The organism is Okeania sp. SIO2B3 (genome assembly GCF_010672525.1).
Lineage (GTDB): Bacteria > Cyanobacteriota > Cyanobacteriia > Cyanobacteriales > Microcoleaceae > Okeania.
The window spans coordinates 1-2419 of sequence record NZ_JAAHGH010000225.1; the positions used below are offsets into that span (position 1 = coordinate 1).

The following is a 2419-nucleotide window of genomic DNA, read 5'->3' on the forward strand; positions in this document are numbered from 1 at the left end:
CACCATCTGTATCGATCTTGGTAGTAGTCTCACCAAAGTTGTCTGGAGTTTGGATAATTCACCAGACATTAACTTTCTCACCATGGAACCCGAGATAATAGAGTGTGATTATGGGCACTTAGGCACATACCGCTCAAAACGTATCAACCTACACAGTGCCAGCAAAGATGATGCGTGGGTAAATCTTAAAGACAATAAGCAAAGTAGTTTTGCTATTGGGTTCTTGGCTTCTGCCCTGCTAGCCGAGGCCAACCTAAAAGCTCTCAAATACGAATCAGCTTTGTACAAAATTCTTGCCGTTTTGGGGATTATTGCTGAACAAACCCAATTCAGGCTAGCAATTAACCTGACCATCTTATTGCCATGGTCAGAGTGGAACGATCAATCTAAGTTGAAGGAGCAAATCAAGAAAGAAGCCAAATCATTTTTGTTTAGAGGTAAGCCTATAAACTTGCGGGTTTTAGATTGTATGTGCATACCTGAAGGAGCAGGTATTACCCTGAATAGGTATACAGGAATACTTCTTCAAAGCAGCAGATTCATTACCACGCTAGTATTCGGACATCGTAATACCAGTATTCTCACATTCCAAAGAGGGATGATGGTTGAAGCTGATACAACCAATTTAGGTTTTTTTCGCCTCATAGACCGGATTATCGAACTAACTTCCGGTCTTGACCGAAAACTATTAAATAAAATAGTTTACCAATTAGGAGACCCCGTAAATCCTGATAATCCCATCCTAAACCAGCTATGTATGTCCCAAATACCCCAAAATCAGCAGAGAGAAAAAGATGAAATTATTGTTGCCATTCGCACAGCGCAGCAATACTATTGGGCGTTAATCAGTCAATGGCTGCAAAAACAAGTTCCAAAATCCTTAAGTGAAGTGGTCGTTGCAGGGGGAGCCGGAAAATACCTGTATCATAGATTGCAGGAACACTTTTCTACCATTTCAACCTACTGGGGAACTGATTGGCAAGACCTGATCGAAGCTTCTCCTCAATTCAAAAATTTAGATCTACATGAAGAATGCAGAGATATCCTAGCATTTCGATTAGTAGATGCCTATGCTGCCCACTCCTACCAACTAAAAAGCCTCCACGATTCTCAAAATCAAAAGTCTATATCTTCATCTTCTCCTGTCTAGAAAATTTTAACATTTTACATACTCACTCATCATGACTCATACCCAAGATCCCGTAGGTAGACTCAGACTCAATCGAGCAATCTACGCTGACAAAAAAGATCCCCTATATTATGCCTATATATTATGTTCAGATAGTTCGTATGTAGGTGATATAAACAGCGCAATTATAGAAGCTTTCCAGTTAATACATACCCCTCTTGGTTTATACAAATATGGCTCCATAGAAGAAGCTACACGTCTAGCCACACAATCTGTATCAATATTACAAGGCCATATCAATTACCTCACAGAGACAGTTGGATTGATACCCCGTCAAACTAATCAATTTAATTCGTATTCTCTCTCTCCTGCACCTACAATTGAACCTCAAAATGTTACCGAAGACAATGTTACCTCAGACAACGATATCCCGCTGTCTGAGACCGAACAAATAGGAGTCCAATTATTCAACAGTTTCAATATTGATTAAGGAGAACAACGCATGACATATATCATCCTCGTAGGAGGAATTAAGGGTGGCGTGGGAAAAACCCTCGTGTGCCGTACCTGTATAGAATATCTTGAATCAACGGGTAAGTCTGTTATTGCCGTAGATTCAGACCGAGAAGTTCAAGATGTGTCCGAACTTTATGATTCTGAATCAATTGGATTTTCTGACGATTTGAGGCGGGCAATGGAACCGGATCAAATTTTAGAGATGGCCGAGACCAATCCCGACTACATAGTAGTTAATCTGCCCGGTAACACATATCAGCCACTTCAGGAATGGCTAATAACCACTGGAAGTATTCAAACTCGAAAAGCTCCTGAAGGCAGACCCCAATTTATCCAGTTTTTCATCACCGACGGTTGTTGGTCTTCCATTCAATTGCTTCAAAAATCTTTGAGCGAACATAATGATAACCTTCCTCATGTTTTGATTCGTAATTCGGGGCGCTTAATGAGTTCTCCTGATTGGAATTACCTTAATAACGTGCCTGAGTATCGGGAATTGTTCGAGAAGCACTGTATATTAGTAGCTGATTTTCCTTTAGTGGCAACACCCGTACTATTTGAATTAGACCGCAAAAATCTAACATTTCGACAAGCTATAGACACTGCGAATAGTTTGTTAGCGCGACGAGCCAGATTTTTTGTCAATCAGTACAACCAAACCTTTGACCAGATTTTTGAACAGTTGCCGAATCTTGTTGAGGGTAAGTTAAAAGTCCCTAAAAAAAGTCAGAAAAAGGTTACTTTAGATGATTTGGCCAATCAACTCAAAAAAGA

General features: G+C 40.1%; 1 protein-coding gene and 1 pseudogene. Both read left to right on the plus strand.

What is annotated here, in order from left to right:
• Positions 1–1150 (plus strand): ParM/StbA family protein (locus F6K15_RS37765; RefSeq protein WP_293071210.1); only part of this gene is annotated, 1150 nt, incomplete at its 5' end.
• Between the two features lie 481 nt (positions 1151–1631).
• Positions 1632–2419 (plus strand): annotated as a pseudogene (locus F6K15_RS37770) (hypothetical protein); the annotation flags it as partial.